This is a genomic window from Pseudoalteromonas sp. PPB1, assembly GCF_015356275.1.
In the GTDB taxonomy this organism is placed as follows: domain Bacteria; phylum Pseudomonadota; class Gammaproteobacteria; order Enterobacterales; family Alteromonadaceae; genus Pseudoalteromonas; species Pseudoalteromonas rubra_D.
On sequence record NZ_JACEQV010000005.1, the window covers coordinates 271,755 to 288,915 of the forward strand.

Annotated in this window: 8 protein-coding genes; 7 read left to right on the plus strand and 1 reads right to left on the minus strand. The window is 42.9% G+C overall.

Annotation, left to right across the window (positions count from 1 at the left end; genetic code table 11):
* The first annotated feature begins 138 nt into the window (after window positions 1-138).
* The 3 genes from IY568_RS07470 (at window position 139) to asd (ending at window position 6,370) form a co-directional block, all read left to right on the plus strand.
* Window positions 139-1,878 carry a hypothetical protein gene (locus IY568_RS07470; RefSeq protein ID WP_125556905.1) on the plus strand — a complete coding sequence of 580 codons (1,740 nt, stop codon included), beginning with the start codon at window positions 139-141 and terminating at the stop codon, window positions 1,876-1,878.
* 89 nt (window positions 1,879-1,967) lie between these two features.
* The gene (locus IY568_RS07475; RefSeq protein WP_125556903.1) at window positions 1,968-4,655 is read left to right on the plus strand and encodes a TonB-dependent receptor plug domain-containing protein; all 2,688 of its coding nucleotides are present in this window, start codon (window positions 1,968-1,970) and stop codon (window positions 4,653-4,655) included.
* Between the two features lie 602 nt (window positions 4,656-5,257).
* Complete coding sequence (gene asd, locus IY568_RS07480; protein ID WP_125556901.1) at window positions 5,258-6,370, plus strand: aspartate-semialdehyde dehydrogenase; 1,113 nt, start codon at window positions 5,258-5,260, stop codon at window positions 6,368-6,370.
* Window positions 6,371-6,955: 585 nt separating this feature from the next.
* Here the strand turns inward: asd and IY568_RS07485 are convergent.
* Window positions 6,956-7,756: a GIY-YIG nuclease family protein gene (locus IY568_RS07485; protein WP_194867213.1), complete on the minus strand. Its 801-nt coding sequence runs from the start codon at window positions 7,754-7,756 to the stop codon at window positions 6,956-6,958.
* 811 nt (window positions 7,757-8,567) lie between these two features.
* Here IY568_RS07485 and IY568_RS07490 point away from each other — a divergent pair.
* The 4 genes from IY568_RS07490 (at window position 8,568) to IY568_RS07505 (ending at window position 16,675) form a co-directional block, all read left to right on the plus strand.
* Complete coding sequence (locus IY568_RS07490; protein ID WP_194867214.1) at window positions 8,568-11,753, plus strand: M43 family zinc metalloprotease; 3,186 nt, start codon at window positions 8,568-8,570, stop codon at window positions 11,751-11,753.
* A gap of 697 nt (window positions 11,754-12,450) precedes the next feature.
* Entirely contained in the window at window positions 12,451-14,244 is a 1,794-nt protein-coding gene (locus IY568_RS07495; protein ID WP_194867215.1) for a S8 family peptidase, read from the plus strand.
* Between the two features lie 249 nt (window positions 14,245-14,493).
* Window positions 14,494-15,342: a DUF417 family protein gene (locus IY568_RS07500; protein ID WP_194867216.1), complete on the plus strand. Its 849-nt coding sequence runs from the start codon at window positions 14,494-14,496 to the stop codon at window positions 15,340-15,342.
* A gap of 124 nt (window positions 15,343-15,466) precedes the next feature.
* Window positions 15,467-16,675, plus strand: coding sequence for a tyrosine-type recombinase/integrase (locus IY568_RS07505; protein ID WP_194867217.1), 1,209 nt, complete (start codon window positions 15,467-15,469; stop codon window positions 16,673-16,675).
* The last annotated feature ends 486 nt before the right edge of the window (window positions 16,676-17,161 follow it).

The window sequence follows — 17,161 nt, forward strand, 5'->3', positions numbered from 1 at the left end:
GGTTTTTTTATGTCTGAAAAATAGAAGAACTTACCCTAAATAGATACTTTCATTTTTTTGAAAATAAACAGACACACAAATGAAATATATGGTTTATATGATAACGCCAGCTCAAATAAACACTCAACGGAGAATAAAATGAAACTTACTGGGTTATTCAAAGTAAGCCTTGTTACATCTGCACTTGTACTAGCTGGTTGTGGCGGTGACATCGAAGTAACACCGACTGTAAACGATACAAGCGTTACAGATTCAAATAACACAACAACAAATAATAATACTAACACAGGCGGCGATAATTCCGGTGGTGACAACGGTAATGGTGGCGATAACGATGGTGATAAAGATCCAGTTGTTACTAATCCATGTGTAAGCCGTACCGTTGCAGGCGTAGAAGTTCAGGGTGAATTCCGTAACGACAAACACTGTTACTATGATTCTTCATTTGCAAGCAAAGCACTAGAAATTAAAGAGGACATCACTTTTGATGCTCTACCAAATGGCGGCGCGCATGTTTTCGCTGGCGCACTACTAATTGGTGAAAACTGCGATACTAGCTCAAACACAGGTTGTACGGTACCAGAAACAGGACCAACTCTGATTGTTAAGCCTGGTACAACTATGGCGTTTGCTTCAGGTGAAGCGATTGTTCGTATCGCACGTGGTGCAAAAATCATGGCTGAAGGTACGGCTGAGGCGCCAATTGCCTTTACTTCAGCAAACGCAATACCAGAGTTTGACCTTACAGAAACTGGCCCTCAGTTCGCTGATTGGGGTGGCATCATGATCAATGGTAAGGGTCTGACTAACCAGTGTACCAATGAAGAGCGTGCAGCAAACCTGTGTAATGCAAAAACTGAAGGTATTACCAGCCATTTCGGTGGAACAAACAATGCCGACAACAGTGGAAATATCAAATTTGCACAAATCTGGTATGCAGGTTCTGGCCCGCGTGAAGGCGGTGTAGGTGACGACCTTAACTCACTGACTCTGAACGGTGTAGGTTCTGGCTCTAGCTTTGAATTCCTTCACATTCACCAGGGTTTTGATGATGGTATCGAGTTCTTCGGTGGTGCAGCTAACCTTAAAAACATCGTAGTTACTGACACACAGGATGACTCAATTGATATCGACGCTGGCTGGCAAGGTAAGGCTCAGTTCATCTTCATCAAACACGGCACAATTAAAACTAAGAAGCCTGTAACTTATACCGGTGAAGATGATGATGGTAATAAAATTACAAAAATCATTGACGCGGGCACAGATGGCTTCATGGGTAACAATGGTTTCGAGACTGATGGCGAAAAGAACAAAGGTGCAGAGTACGATGATGTTCAGCCGTCTAATCCTACTATCGCAAACGTTACTGTAATTACAACAGACGGTAAGTCGATTCGTGACAACGACCCATCACAGGCTGCAACATTTGATGATGCAATCCGTGGTCAATACTACAACACATTATTCGTTAAAGCGGACAACGCAGAAAATGGTACAGCGTGTCTTCACTTCAAAGATGACGATGCTGCACAAAACGCGACTAACGACGTTCTTAACTTCCACAGCTCTGTACTTGCATGTGTGAAGAATGTAACTGATGGAAGCAAAGTTTTGCCTGGCAACGAGTCTTACACAGCGTGGTGGGATAACGCAGGTTCTAGTGAAATCCTTGACAAAGCAGGTGACGTACTGGCTGATGACGGCTTCTCTACCAACAAAGAGTCTGCAGACATCACAGTTGCAGCAAATGACCTGAAGTCTCTGAATGATGATTTCTTCGAAGAAGTTGACTATGTAGGTGCGGTTTCAAGCACAGATACTACAAGCGATTGGTACAAGTGGGTTGAAAAAGCACTGGAAGCTGCTGACAAAGACTAATCCCTGCGATTACTTTGTGTTAACTCAATAAGTATTTCGAAGTAGGCGCATTGATTGCGCCTTTTTTACGAGTTTTATCAGGATTGCAAATGAATACGCAGATAAAATTAAGAAAAGTCGCTTTGGCAGTAGGTGCTTCTTTGTCAGTTGGTATGACTGCGCCCGTGTTTGCTGAAGAAGCGCAGGAAATCGAAGAAGTGGTAGCTGTCGGTTCACGCTTACAAGGCAGTGCTGCGGCCGTGATTGAAGAACGTAAAAATCAGGCTTTCGTTGCAGACATTCTTGGCGCAGAGCAATTGTCGCGAACAGGCGACAGTGATGTTGCATCTGCACTTCGCCGCGTAACGGGTCTGACGCTGGTAGATGGCAAGTTTATCTATGTGCGTGGCCTGGGTGAACGTTACTCAAGTGCACGTTTAAATGGCGCGGCAGTTCCGAGCCCGGACCTGACCCGTAACGTTGTACCTCTAGACATATTCCCATCAAGCATCATCGAGAGCTTGGCTGTTCAAAAAGCTTATTCGCCTTCCATGCCTGCGGCGTTTGGTGGTGGTAACATCGACATTCGTACTAAGTCTGTTCCGAGCGAATTTGTCGCTAATATCGAAGTCGGTGTTGGCCAGAATTTGAATTCCAGAGATGGTTTTACCTACAACCGCAATGAAAATGGGATCCCTGTTGCTGTGCAAACAGCGGTGGTGCGTTATCGGGGTGACCTGTCATTACGCGGTATTGTAGAGCGAGAAGGGATTACTGGCACAGAAACCCAAACCGCCGCTGATCAGGCTACTGCATTGAATAAGGCATTGGTTTTGGAATTGCCTCGTGATATCCGGGTTAAAGAAGAGTCACTAGATCCTAATTACGATGTGAAAGCCAGTATTGGTAACAGCTTTGATGAAGATTGGCTGGGTGGCACCATTGGCGTGTTGGCGGCTGTATCTTACGATAATGACTGGAAATACTCTGAGCGTATGACGGCAGTGCTGGATCAGTCATTTGACGAGTCTTGTACGACTAAGCTCGAAACAGCCGAAGACGCCGCTAATTCATGCTACGTGACGGTTAAGGACTCTAAGGTAACGACTCAGACAGAACGCATGAGTGGTGTATTCAATCTGGGTTATAAGTACGAACAACATAATGTTTCTTACTCAAAAATTTACCTGGAAGATACAGAAGACGAATCAGAGCTGTCTCTTGCACAGAGCCCAAATGGCAGTACTGTAAGAACGATTGCCGCAACCAACCAGGCCTATCGTACATACGACTTCAATTACGAAGAGCGTATTTTGGACATTGATCAGGTTGTCGGTCAGCATACCTTTATGGACTATATGGGTATCGGTGTGGACTGGCAGTACACTGAGTCTAAAGCTGAAACTAAGATCCCAACTAACATTGATTATGATTTCATCGATAACTATAACGAAGACCAGACATATCAGGATTCGATAGTCACCGGTGATGACAACCGTATTCTGTATTCTTATACAGAAATGGAAGACAATGTTAAATCTTATAGCGGCAACCTGACATTGCCTGTGTATCTGGAAGATGTCGAACTGACATTCAAAGCGGGTTACGACTTTGTAGACCGTGCTCGTGTGTATTCGACTTCCAGCTTCGCTATCCACAACGAAACAAACATTGCTATTCCGGTTAATACTGGTTCAGAGGGCATCAATGACATTACGGCTTATCTGAACGATGATTTTGTTGCTAACAACGATTTTCTAGTCGGCTTCAATGAGCCAACCGCGCCCAGTGCTGATGACTACATTGCAGCTCAGAAAATCGACGCTGGCTACTTTGAGTTTGACGCTATTTTCAATAATACCTGGCGTTTAAGTGGCGGTATTCGCTATGAAGACTTCAAACAGGTGTCGATTGGTACATCAAGCTTGATTTTTGATCGTATCACGCACAGTACTATCTATTCGGAAGAGCGTATCCTGGCTGGTACAGTTAACGAAGATGACTTTTTCAATGCGCTATCGATGACCTATCTGGGTGGTGAGAAGTATCAAATCCGATTTGGTTATGGTGAGACAGTCGTTCGTCCTGACTTACGTGAATTGGTACCGGTATCTTATTTCGATCCGCTTACCGACATCCGTACGTTCGGTGTTGCAGGTTTGAAAAGTAGTGAATTGGCTAACTATGACGCCCGTTTCGAATACTATATGGATAACGGCGACAATTTCTCCGTTGGCGCTTTCTATAAAGACATCACTGCACCGATTGAAACTGTTTTACAAGTTGGTGACGAAGATTATACGGCCACTTTCGTTAACGGTGAAACCGGCGAAGTATATGGCGTTGAAGCTGAATGGCTATACGATTTGACTGGTGTCGCTAGCGGCTTATTCACTTCTGGTAACATTACTCTGAGTGATTCAGAAGTTGAAATTGACCCTGCAAGGGCGGGTAACCTGACTAACCCAACTAAGCGTATGACAGGCCATTCTAAGTACGTAGTCAACTTGCAGCTTAACTACGATTCTGCAGATGGTCAGCACAGTAGTTCACTTGTATATAATGTGTTCGGTGAACGTATTCTGGCATCTGGTATCGGTGGTCGTGAAGACGCGTTTGAGCAGCCATTCCATTCACTAGACCTTGTTTACACTTGGTACCCGGACTTCAATTCACAGGTTAAGTTCAAGGTTCAGAACTTACTCGATGAAGAGCAAGAAGTGACTCAGTCTGACTATATAGTGCGGCAAAAAGAAGTAGGCACCAGCGTGAGTCTGAGCTACAAGTACGAATTCTAAGTTAGTTTTTTAGAAATCCAAAAGCCTTCGGTCCGTTGAGTTCCGAAGGCTTTTTTTATCCAAAATTCCCCCTTGGAAACTCGCCAATATTCTTGCATAAAACTGAATTTCAGAAGAGTATGCTCGTCAAAAGGTGGGTACAAAATGAAAGTGATGCCTGTTTGACCCTTTTGTGGTGTTCGTAAATTTGCTCTAAGTCAATTTTTGTGGTTTAAGTTGGTGATAAGGTTAAACTTATGTGATATTTGCGGTTTTGCTAAATTGGGAAAATATTTTCTTACTTTTCAGATCGTTGTAATCAAAATTTCTTGAACCCTTGTTAGAATTAAGCCATACTTTGTTCTCACATACAAAATCAGAATTTTGGCAATTAGAATGAGTTTCTGATTGCTAACTACCCAGTTCTAAACTGTTGCTTAGGCGGCAGTATGGGACACAACCTTTACATGTTGTATCCAAACCCCGCTTATGCGGGGTTTTTTATAATTTATGTACAAGTTTAACGCTAAAAGTATAGTTTCTTCAGGTAATGTTTGCTATTTTTAGACGTCTAGACATGCCTCTCACGCAAAGTACTCAATGAATCAAAAAAAGGTAATACCATGAAAAAAGTAGGACTAATTGGTTGGCGTGGAATGGTCGGCTCTGTATTGATGCAACGTATGCATGAAGAAAGTGACTTTTCTGATATTGAACCTTATTTCTTCACCACATCTCAAGCCGGGCAGCCAGGACCGGAAGTAAACGGCGAGTCTAAAGCACTCTTGGATGCTTATGATCTCGACAGCCTGTCGCAAATGGACATTGTTTTATCCTGTCAGGGCGGAGATTATACTAAGTCTGTATACAGTGACTTAAAAGGCAAAGAGTGGAATGGCTATTGGATAGATGCGGCATCAGCATTAAGAATGTCATCCGACAGTATTATTGTGCTGGATCCAGTTAACAAAGACGTTATTAAGCAAGGCCTGGAGCAGGGCGTTAAGACCTTTGTTGGCGGAAATTGTACCGTTTCTTTGATGTTGCTGGCACTTGGCGGCTTGTTCGAGCAAGACTTGATAGAATGGGTGAGTCCGATGACCTATCAGGCGGCATCGGGTGCCGGCGCGCGTAATATGAAAGAACTGATCGCCCAGATGGGTGACATACATGGTTCAGTTAAAGCACAATTGGACGACCCAGGTGCGGCAATACTGGAAATAGATAAACTGGTCGCTGAAAAGCTAAAATCCGACAGTTTGCCAACTGATCAGTTTGGCGTCCCGCTTGCTGGCAGCTTAATTCCCTGGATCGATGTACCAATGGAAAGTGGCCAAAGCAAAGAAGAATGGAAAGCTCAGGTTGAAGCAAATAAGATTCTGGGTTCAAGTAAACAACCAATCCCTGTTGATGGGATCTGTGTTCGAATTGGCGCAATGCGGTGCCATGCTCAGGCGCTGACGATCAAACTTCGCGAAGATATTCCTGTTGAAAAAATAGAAGAAATTCTGGCATCACATAACGAATGGGTAAAGGTGATCCCAAACGATCGAACGATTACGGAGCAGGAACTTACGCCTGTTAAAGTCACCGGTACGTTAAGCATTCCGGTCGGCAGAATTCGTAAATTGACTATGGGCCCGCAATACATCAGCGCATTCACTGTGGGTGATCAGCTCTTATGGGGCGCCGCAGAGCCTTTGCGCCGTATGCTTCGGATCATTGTTGAGCAGTAAACTAGCTATCAACTGTTTGACAATACAGCTACGGTAGACGCGTCAGAATTTGGCTCGAGAGGTAGATCTTTACTTAGTATCAGAATCTACCTCTTGGTGAGGCATAGCGCTAAGTTCTCCGGCTGATAGGCAGTGTACTGCGAGCTCTAAGGTATTCCAAGTTGTGATATCTCGTTTTAAGCTAATTGTTGACGTTGGAAAACCGGAGAATACACTTGTGATACTCAAAATAGGACTAATTATTAAATATCCTATAAATTATATTATGTTAAATGTGTTTGTTTTCTAGTTTATGCCCTCATAGTATCTGTGTTATCTAGCCTATATCGGTATCAGCAATGGCTAACCTCTTACTTAAATTAAAGGTATAGATTTGCGTTCAATTTTGCTCACGACGTTTATCCGTCATTCGCAAGCTTTGATTTTTATAGTTATTAAACTTCTTACTCGGCCCCCGAAGAGCCTTTCTTTACCCCGTTCTTTTGCCAATTTTCAACAATGCTGTCGGTGGGCGTTATTAGTAATGGTGACTTTTAGTAAAGTAAAGACCGATACTAACCAGTATCGGTCTTTAAAGGCAATGTGTTAGTTTTTATTTAACCCGAATTCCCTGGACAATAGCCTTTTTTTCCATCTATTTTCAGCCTCGATCACTAAATCAGAACTTAAATCTATGTCACATACTTCAAGTATGGAGTATAAAAAAGTATCAAATGCTTGTGGTCCTTGTTCGTCGTAAAGCAGTCGTAGTTCAGCATTCTGGCCGTGATAATTTTTGTTATATGTCATCCATCGTTGCCAAATGCCTTCTCCACCTGAAGCACTACCTACATATAGTTTGCCGGTTCGTGTGTCAGATATAAGGTAAACACCAGAAGCTGAAGAAAGTGCAGATTTCCACGAAGGATACATTTCGCTAAAAATGATATTAAGTTGTTTTCTCGATAGTAGTACGTCCTTGAAACCAGGAAAGTCAGCTATTGCAATTGGCTCGGGGGTGATCTTATATACCGTCGCTACGTTATCTAGGCTTTCTCCGTTTGGATAAGCAATTCGACCTTGCCTTTTGTAATTAATGATTAAGCGACCCCTTAACGATTCTCCTATTTGTGACAGCTCGGTATTATAGTAATGGCGTCCTTCACGATCTGTTTCTTTTACCCCTTTCGATTCATATACACCTACAAACAACCAGAGATTGTCTCTTTGATACCGTATTAAGCTGAGGATAAATTTTCTCTCAAAGTACCTCTTTGATTGTCTTTCTTGCCAATGTTGAAACTCACCTGAAAAATACAAATCAAGAGGTTCTTGCGCCCCATTCCATTGCGCTAAATGTACTTTGCAATCTTCGGGCGATATGTTCAAAATGTCATAAAATTTCACTTCTAATTCCTTGTTCAATCCTAGTTTAAGGTAAGTACTGAAAAGATAGAGTGTCCATTAGAAAAAGCGTTTTATAGTCGACACCTATGTTCTACATTATGCCATAAAATTCACAAAAGATTTTTTTGGTGTTAAATTATTCCATACATTTAAACTTGGTGTTTTGCTCCTATTACAAGAGCAAAGCATATCCCACACCTTGAGTTTTCTTTTAAATTAAGCTTTTGGGGCTACCATTGAGCCTTAGGAAGTTTGTATATAGCTATCCGTAATTTGAGAAGGACGAGGCTCCAAACTCACAGAAAAGTCAGGCATGAAGCAACCAGAACCAATACCCATCCGGTATTGTGACATCATAAAAATGGCGCCTCTAAAATTGTTATGCTTGTTCTTGAAGGGACTAGGAAGCGGTGAATATCTATGGGTAAATGTCTTTTCAAGTCAGCTAAATCACTTCTACGTTGCTACCTGACCAACCAACATAAGCACTAAAAACAACCCATTAGCTCACTTTTGGGCATCCCTGCTCTACTTCTTCAAAATAACAATTATGCAAAATGTTAAATTATACTGTATACAATATAATTTCATTCATGTAAGTTACAAAAAGCTTTCATGACGTACAGAAATCCACCAGCTGTTGAGGTGTGATAGTCAGGTGACTGATATGAATGCACTTTTAGGTAGTTCAGAAAAACAACAGAGTACTGAAAACGGTAAAAAATAATAACACTACAAGTTGCATGGTGGACAAGAGAACTCGCATTGAGCATCACCTTGTTAACAAATATATCAACAACAGGAGAATACTATGCCTTTTGCTAAACAGGTATTGGCAAAGACACCGGCCAGAAATAAACTTAGCCATGCTATGTTAATAGCACTGTCGACGCTGACGTGTGGATCGGCTCTGGCCGGTCAATCTTTAGAGCTAGGCTTGGCTGCATCTAACAACTCGCTGCTTTTAAGTGCAACCTCGACCAAGGGCCATACCCATGAAGGCCAGATTTGTGGGACGGACCACAATTCACAGGATTGGTCATCTATCCAAAAAGAAAATGTTAGACAGCAGTCGATTAGCTCCAGCTTCGCGACGCAAATTATGTCATCTTTGGCTAATCAGGAAGACTTGGCGGCAGAAAACGGCAATGGTATCCCCGGGCGTTATTACATTCCTGTGGTCGTACATATTTATGGCGACAGGTACAACTGTGAGTCAGGGACCTATTGCTTAACCGAACAGAAAGTGATTGACGGTCTGAACAAGTCCAATCAGGATTTTCTGGGTCTGATCACAGACGACGGTCCGATCGCGCCAGAATTTCAGGCTATACGCGAAAATCTGAATATTGAGTTTGTGCTCGCCAAAAAAGATCCAAATGGTCAGCCTACGAACGGTATCGTGCGCCATCCGCAAAAAGCAGGCTACGGTAAAGGAAGCGGTGTTGATGACCAGATTGCCGCAGACGCCTGGGACAATTTTAAGTACATGAATATCTATATTCAGCAAGACTTATATGATGATGGTTCAACCAACAACTCAGGCGTTGCCTGGTACCCTCAGTTAAGTATGTCGCAAAACGGTCTATCTCGCGTTGTCTATAACGGGGATTATGTTGGTGCAAACACCAACGAAAACTTCCGCTCTGTGCTAACTCACGAATTTGGCCACTGGTTAAACTTGCCCCACACGTTTGACGGCAATGTATGTACAATCCACTCTGAGGCATTTTGTAACGCGACCGGTGATGGATCATGTGATACACCACAAATGAGTAGCAGCATATTACAAAATAATGCAAAGAACTGTCTGGATCAGCCGACAAATACCGAAAACTTTATGCACTATTCGGATAACTATGCCATGTTCACGCAGGACCAAGTGGACAGAATGACCGCTGCGCTTCATGGCCCGGCCAGGGCAACGCTATGGTCTAATGCAAACCTGATTGCAACAGGCCTTGAAGAATATACCAGTAATGCCGACCACCCCTGGGATGGTACTTCTGGCGTAGTATTACCGCCAAAAGGTGATGTGATCCAGTCATTTTCTAATCTGTCTGGTCAAAAAGGCGATATAGACAACTATGAGATCACGATTCCGGCAGGCACTCAGGCTGTCGCTTTTTATCTGGATGGCTATGATGAAGACCCGGATATGTATGTCTCTAAAGGTAAAGCGCCTGTAAAAAATGGAGATAACTGGGACGCCGATTTTATCTCATTCCGAAGCGCCGGCTCACCTGAGTTGGTCACGATCTCAGCGCCTTCAAGCACAGACTCTTACCATACAGCGATCGATGCATTTAGCGCATACTCTAATGCGACGCTGAGCGTAATTTCTGGTGTGGACGATACGCTGTGTAATGGGTGTGAGCGTGTGTTTTTGGCTGAAGTAACAGGTTTAAGCTCTGCTAAAGGCGCGGAACCAAAAACGTATCAATTTGATATTCCGTCAGATGCTTTGCGCACTGTTGCGGTTATGCCGGGTGGCTATCAGGGAGATCCGGACGCATACGTTAGTTTAAACTCTGTACCGACTGCAGATAATCATGATTGTGGTCCCTTCAGTGCACCAAGGCACAGCGAGTATTGTGAATTTGACGCAGGTGGCGGTCAGCTGAACATTATGATAGATCCTTTCCTTGAGTATAGCGATGCATCATTGGTTGTTTATTATGAACGAGCGGCAAATTCTGAGTTACCAATCGCCGAAGCAAATGGACCCTACAGTGCCATCATTGGCGAAGCTATTCAGTTTAGCGCCTCAGGCTCAAATGATGCGAATGGCAGCATAGTTAGTTATTTATGGGAATTTGGTGACGGTAATACATCGACTTCGCCGAGTCCGATACACACTTATCAAAGTAAAGATGTCTTTACAGTTAAGTTAACCGTCACAGATAACGATGGAAATACATCAACGGATACCACCACGGCTGAAGTTAAATTAGAGCGTGTTGCACCTACTGCTCAGGCCAATGGTCCCTACTCCGCTATGAATGGTCAGTCTGTTACATTTAGTAGTGCTGGTTCGGAAGATACAGACGGTAATATTGTCAGCTACTTGTGGCAGTTTGGAGATGGTAATTCAAGTAGTGATGCCAACCCAACGCATACCTATGCTCAGGCAGGAAATTATACTGCCACGTTGAAAGTGACAGATAACGATGGCCTAAGCCATAGCGCACAAGCTTTAGTCGACATTACGGGTATCGAATATTGCTCTGCCAGCGGTAATACCCGATATGAATGGATTGCAAATGTCCAAAGTGGCACATTTAGTAACCCTTCACCGGCGAACGGATATAGCGACTTTTCAGACCAGACTATTAAACTGACAGAGGGTGATAACCAGTTTACGTTCACTCCGGGTGGTTCCTACACTGAACACTGGGTTGCCTGGATCGACTTTAATAACAACGGTCAGTTCGAACAATCTGAGCAGGTTCTATCTGATGTGTCAGGCAAAGGTGAAGTAACAGGAACAATTAATGTTCCCGCAAACATGGTAGGCACGAAAACGAGGTTACGTATTGCCATGAAGTATAATGGCGCGGCTCAAAGTGCGTGTGGCACCATCGGCGACGGCGAAGTAGAGGACTATACTATTGAGGTAATGGCTAAAGATACGAGTGGGACTATACCTGATGCATGTGCGACGCAGCAGCCGGTAATTGGAGGTCGTCTGGAAGCTGGTAAAGCTGAATGCCTGGGCGGAGATGGCACCGTGTGGTTATCGATCGCCGATGTGTCATCTGCACAAAATGTGGCAATCACGACGGCGCATGGCACGAGTAACTTGCACATACTTTATAAAAATGGCGGATGGCCAAGTGATAATGACAAAGATGCAGAGTCGAACTCAGGTACAACAACGGAGTGCATCCAAATTGCAGCTGGCAGTGAGTATTGGTCTTATCTTAAGATCACAGGCGATACCACCAATGCAAGTATCATAGTGGACTTTGACGTCCAGCAATGCCGTGGGCTATAGCGAAGCACTAGTCTTTATTTGATTACAGGGCAGCATCGGACGCGATGCTGCCCTACTCTGCAAAAACCATTAAGCAAGCCAGGCTTAATGAGAGTGAAGCTTACCTAAGCTCTGTGAACTTTCCCCTACCCTGATAAGTGTCAGTTAATCATTGGCCTAGCTTTTCTTAAAGGAGTAAAAATATACATATATATGTATGGATTTAATATGTTTTTATGCATTTATGCCTACTTTTAAGCAGGCGTGTTTTGATAAACGCCCGTTCGTTTTATGCTCAGAATTTTGCTTTTGAAATGCGATAGATCGCGTTAGTGGGAAGTGGTTACCGCTCAGGTATTAGTTTATTACAAGAGTGAAATCCGTTCGACGGGGAAATTTGGATTGCTGTTTGATAAGGCAATCTTAACAGTATCGTGCTGAAATTATCGACATTAAAACGTTTGAAATGCTAATTAAAATACTACTAACTGTTTACATTCATTTACATGAAGAATATATCATAACTAGTCATTTTTTTGTTGATAAAATATTACAAAACAATGAAGTATGTGAAATAAAGTCATGTCTTATAACCCGAATTGTATTTTATATAGCCAAAAGTAATTTAAACAAACGGTAACCCTGTGTTTACAGTTGTGAACCTTCTGTACTTAATCTTGGACGGAAGGAACAACAACTAATCTAGGGAAAAACTATTATGACAACTAATAATTTAAAAATTGGAGCCATCGCGCTGGCTGTTTCAGGTATGTTCGCTACAACCCATGCATTCGCAAATGAGGTTGAAGCACTCCACTCCGTTGCAAGCATGACGCAACTGAGTCAGAAAATTGAAGGTCAGAATACAGCTGGTACTCAATTTATCATCAAGTATAAAGATAACAGCAACCAACTTATGTCTATCTCTGATGCTGATATGTCCCCTGCAATGATGAACGCGCGAGCACAAAGCTTTGTAAAGAACTTCAAAAGTAAAAAGAAAGCTTCACTACAAACCAAGTATGTTCGTAAAATGGCTTTAAGCAACCACCACGTTATGCGCGTAGATAAGACATTGACAGCGGCAGAAGCACAAAGCTTGATGCAGGAAATGGCATCTACAGGCAATATCGAGTATATCGAAATTGACCAAATGCTACAGCCGTTCGCAACGCCGAACGATCCACGCTATTCTGATCAGTGGCACTATTTTGAATCTGCAGGTGGTATTAATGCCCCGGCCGCATGGGACAAATCAACTGGTAATGGTGTCGTAGTCGCTGTTCTGGATACCGGTTATCGTCCACACTCTGATCTGAATCCAAATATTTTGCAAGGCTACGACATGATCTCTAATTTGTCTGTAGCAAATGACGGTGGTGGTCGTGATAGCGATGCTCGCGATCCTGGTGACGCGGTATCTGCGAATGAGTGTGGTTATACTCACAGTGCACGTAGCTCTAGCTGGCACGGTACACATGTAGCAGGTACAGTTGCGGCCGTATCAAACAACGGTCAGGGGGTTGCTGGCGTTGCATACGATGCGAAAGTAGTACCCGTTCGCGTACTTGGAAAATGTGGCGGTCTGACTTCTGATATTGCTGATGGTATCATCTGGGCGTCTGGCGGCTCGGTTTCTGGCGTGCCGGCAAATGCAAATCCAGCGGATGTCATTAATATGAGTTTGGGTGGCCAGGGGGCTTGTAGCTCTACCACACAGAGTGCGATTAATACTGCGCGTGCAAATGGTGCAACTATTGTTATCGCGGCGGGTAACAGCAACGCAAATTCTGCAAACTTCAACCCGGGTAACTGTTCAGGCATTATCAACGTTGCTTCTGTAGGTCGTAATGGCGGTCGTGCATATTACTCTAACTACGGATCAAATATCGACGTTGCAGCACCAGGTGGTGCGCAGAGTTTTGCTAATGATCCAGAAGGTATTCTGTCAACTTATAATACCGGCAGCAACACACCTTCCAGTGACAGCTATGCATACTCCCAGGGTACATCAATGGCAGCACCGCATGTTGCTGGTGTCGCCGCGCTGATTAAGCAAGCTAAGCCTACTGCAACACCGGACGAAGTTGAAAGTATTTTGAAGAGCACGACTCGCAGTTTCCCTGCTACTTGTAGCAGTTGTGGAACGGGTATCATTGATGCTTCTGCAGCTGTAGATGCAGCGCTCAATGGTGGCGGTGGCAATGAACTACAAGATGGCGTAGCAAAAACTAGCCTGAGTGGTGGATCTGGTAGTGAAACTTTCTATACATTTAACGTTGGTAATGGCGTAAGCAAAGTAACCTTTACTATGAGCGGTGGCTCAGGTGACGCTGATTTGTATGTGCGCGCAAATGCGCAACCTACTCGCACGACCTATGATTGTCGCCCTTACAAAAATGGTAACAATGAAGTATGTACAGTGAATAATCCCTCTGCAGGCACTTATCACATCATGCTACGAGGCTACTCATCATATAACGGTGTAAGCCTGGAAGCACAAACAAACTAACGGATACCTTACATCGGTTTGCTTTTAAGCAGGGCAATTAGTTGGCCTGCTTTCTTGTTTAGATAAGTGTGCGTGAGCTACCGGTACTCAGGTGGTTGCCTACTTTGTGTTTATGTGAACTCAAAGAGCAAAAAGAACGTCGACATATATTTTAGTCATCTCAGTAGTCTAAAAGACAAATTTGAGAGCTCGTGAAATAAATATTGTCTTTACCGGTCTCCTAAGGACAATCAATATTTCAGGAACACTATGTCTCACTCAATTAATTTTAAGCTAATCGCTTTTGTCATTGCGTCCAGTCTGGTTGTGATTGGCACTTCTTTTATGCTCGGCGGTCATTCTGGATATGTAGAAAAGGCGTTTGGTTTCTATTCTCTTACAGATATTTATTCTTCGTCAAATCTCGGCCTATTTTTAGGCGGATTGTTTTTATTCACGGGGATCATCTTGGCTTCATCACCAATATTACCTTCTCTTCGTAGACCTCAATTTTTCTCACTAATTTTCGTAAGTGTTATTATGCTATTAACCTTATTCGATTCAAGCCGCTGGATAGCTGAACACGGAGGGTTTCCAGTAATCGGATCGGGCCAGGGTATTATTAAGTATTTTGCGCTTTTGCCTCTGGCATTTTATTTGTGTTTTGGTACACGTGTAGATATCCGAACCCATGCATTACTGAACTATATACCAGTTGCGATTGTTTTATTCTGGATTGGTGGTATGAAGTTCTTAGAGCTTGAAGCAAAAGCAATCGTGCCCCTGGTCGAAACTTCGCCTTTCATGAGCTGGTTATATACTCTGTTTAGTGTACAGCAGGCATCTGATTTGATAGGTATCTATGACCTGGTTTTTGCTATTGTTCTCGGGTTTGGGGTTTGGTTTAACAAGCGTGTTGTGATGCTAGCTGGTCTGGCTGGGACCGGAGCGGTATTCGTTATGACTCAGACATTCTTGTTCACCGCTGACGGGGGTTTTTCCGATGCAACAGTGATCGATGGACTGGGCTTGTTCATTATCAAAGATTTATGGTTCATCTGTAATCTTCTCATCATTCTGGAGTACGTTAAGCAGTCGGATAGAAAGGTCGAGGTTTAATTGCCCGGACAGACTGAGTCAATGGGTGTGTAATTTTCCTTTTAGTGGGATATGACCGTTGCAATCTACAAATGCTTAGGTCAGAATAAACCACTGTTTAAATAATCAGTGTTATACACACCTTATGACGCCTCTTGTTGACACACTCAGACAGCTTAGATATTTAGTTGCGCATCTTGAAGACAATACACTGGCAACTGAGTACCCTGATATTGACCACTTTTTGAAAAATGACGTGTTTGATCCCGAACGGTGTAAAGGTGAACTAGCATTTCTTTATCAGTTTTTGTACGTATATGGCCGTAAATCTGAAGCCACTTTTAATCGTTTTCGCAATGAGATTGAGCGTTTTTTCTTGTGGGCCTGGTGTATTCAAAAGACCTCGGTGTTCGACTTAAAACGAGAAGACATTGAGGGTTATGTTGAGTTTGTTGTTGAAACAAAAGATGAGTGGGTAGCGGATTCAGTACAATGGCGATTTAAGGATATTGAAGGCTTTAGACGAGTTAATCCAAGCTGGCGCCCCTTTGTTTACAAGGCTAATGGGGTTAGTCAGCAAACACTTTCATCTATGTTCACCGCGCTCAATGTATTTTATAAATTTGCGATTTTAGAAGAAAGAACTTTTACAAATTTCGTTCCTGTTGTTAAAAAGAACTGTCCTTATCTGGTTGTTCAGTCGCAGATTAAGCTGCCTGACACGCTTAGTGATTTACAATGGGAATATGTGTTTGGCGTTACAAAAGATCGTTGCGAAAAGGATCCCAAGCTTGAGCGTAACCTGTTTACCCTCGCCTGTTTAAAAGGCTTATATCTGCGTATCTCTGAACTGTCTGATAGACCACAATGGGCACCGGTAATGAGTCATTTTTGGCAAGATCAGGACGGGTTTTGGTTTTTACGTATTATGGGAAAAGGCAACAAACTCAGGGATGTTACCTTGAGCGAGGACTTTATTGGTTACCTTAAACGTTATCGCCTGAGCCGTGGTTTGAGCTCCCTCCCCCGTGTTGATGAGCCACATCCCATTATTCATAAGCTAAGAGGGAGCGGCGGGATGAATGTCAGACAAATCCGTCGCATCGTTCAGGAGAGCTTTGATCTTGCAATAAAAAAACTGAATGAAGATGGTTTTCAGGAAGAGTCAGAAAATCTACAAGCTGCGACCTCCCATTGGTTAAGGCACACAGGTGCTACCCATGACGCGCAGCACAGACCACTGAAGCATTTGTCTGAAGACCTTGGCCATTCAAAAATCGCGACGACTGATCAGATTTATATCCAAACCAATATAAAAGAGCGAGCTAAGTCGGGTATAAAGCGCAAGTTATAATTCAACTAAACGACACTTAGTAGCATCGTTTAAATTTAATCCTTATTTTTTTATTTACAGATTTTTCTACAGGGCTAACACTAATTTTATTTGTAAGTGGTTTTTCTATAATAGGGAGAAGGAACCATGGTAATTTTTGATAGCTTTATCTAGCATTACCGCTCCCTGCCTTTGTAAAGCTCCTTCTTTTTTAGCATCGCCAGGTTTTTATATTGATTTTTGAGTTCGTTTTAATAGCGATATTTTAATTGGTTTCTATATATTTTCTGATTTTGGTGGGGGGTATAATTTATATATTTTCTTAATTATAATCGGTTTTAATCTGAACTTTAGATATTTTATATTTCATAAAATATGTCCGGTAAAAATATTCAAAACCAAACAAGAGAGGTTTTCCAGCATGTTACTCTCCCTCCTGATATAATTTTATTTTTATGTGGCTGATATTTTAAACACGGCTACGACAAATATTCCCCTCAGGTGTTA